The sequence below is a fragment of the Pseudomonas sp. HMWF006 genome (assembly GCF_003061205.1).
In the GTDB taxonomy this organism is placed as follows: domain Bacteria; phylum Pseudomonadota; class Gammaproteobacteria; order Pseudomonadales; family Pseudomonadaceae; genus Aquipseudomonas; species Aquipseudomonas monsensis.
In genome coordinates this window covers 1269-2639 of record NZ_QAIU01000579.1, presented here as the reverse complement: position 1 = coordinate 2639, position 1371 = coordinate 1269, and the positions used below count along the sequence as shown (strand labels likewise).

Here is a 1371-nt window from a genome sequence, read left to right as displayed (position 1 = left end):
CGACACCCTGACCAGCCTGCCGAACCGCATGCTGCTGGATGACCGGATCAACCAGGCGATCAAGAAAGTCCATGAGCAGGGCGGTTGCTTTGCCTTGATGTTTATTGACCTGGACGGTTTCAAACCGGTCAACGATGCCTTTGGCCATCACATGGGCGATCAGTTGCTGCGCGAAGTGGGCTTGCGTCTGCGTGAGGATTTGCGCAGCCAGGACACGTTGGCGCGCATTGGCGGCGATGAATTCGTGCTGCTGGTGCGCCTGAGCGAGCCCAATGATGCCTTGAGTCTGGCGGCGCGACAGGTCGGCCTGATCGGGCAGTCGTTCCGCGTCGCCGAGCATGATCTGCAGATTTCTGCCAGCGTCGGTATTGCGCTGTACCCGGGCAATGGTCAGAACGCCCAGGAACTGCTGATGAACGCTGACGCGGCGATGTATCACGCCAAGGGCGGCGGCAAAAACGGCTACAGCTTTTTCGATGCGTCGATGAACAGCAACGCGCGCAAACAGCTGCAATTGTTGCAAGACCTGCGTGCGGCACTCGAACACAACCAGTTCAGCCTGTATTACCAGCCGAAGTTCGACGCCGCCAATGGTCATCCGGTCGGCGCCGAAGCGCTGTTGCGCTGGCAGCATCCGTTGCACGGCATGTTGATGCCGGACAAGTTTATTGATCTGGCCGAGAAAACCGGGGTGATCATCGCCATCGGTGAGTGGGTGCTCAATGAAGCCTGCCGGCAGATGCGCGAATGGTACGTGCTGGGCTACACCGACTGGCGCATCGCGGTGAACCTGTCGGCATTGCAGTTCTGTCACGCCGGGTTGGTGCAGAGCGTGGCCAAGGCCCTGGCTACCCACCATTTGCCGGCCAACAGCCTGACCCTGGAAATCACCGAAACCACGGCGATGAGCGACGCCGACGCAAGCATGACCGTGCTGCAAGAGTTGTCCGACATGGGCGTGGACCTGTCGATCGACGACTTCGGTACCGGTTATTCAAGCCTGATGTACCTCAAACGCCTGCCGGCCAACGAGTTGAAGATTGATCGGGGGTTTGTGCGGGATCTGGAGCATGACAGTGACGATGCCGCGATTGTCTCGGCCATTGTCGCGCTGGGTCAGGCGCTGGGCTTGCGGATCGTCGCCGAGGGCGTGGAGACCGGCGTGCAGCAGGATTTCCTCACGCAGTTGGGGTGTGATTCGTTGCAGGGGTATCTACTGGGGCATCCGATGCCGGCAGAGAAGTTCATGCAGAGCATCGTGAGCGCGGAGAAGCTGGCGGCGCTCTGACGTCACGCTGAGCGTTGTTCAAGACAAACACTGTGGCGAGAGAGCAAGCTTCCTCGCCACAAATGCAATACAACTGCGAAAGT

At 59.6% G+C, this 1371-nt stretch carries 1 protein-coding gene; it reads left to right on the top strand.

Translation table 11 applies throughout. The features are described from left to right. The coding region (locus tag DBR24_RS33955) for a bifunctional diguanylate cyclase/phosphodiesterase (protein ID WP_256591866.1) at window positions 1-1288 on the top strand (1288 nt) is incomplete at its 5' end. Window positions 1289-1371: the final 83 nt, after the last annotated feature.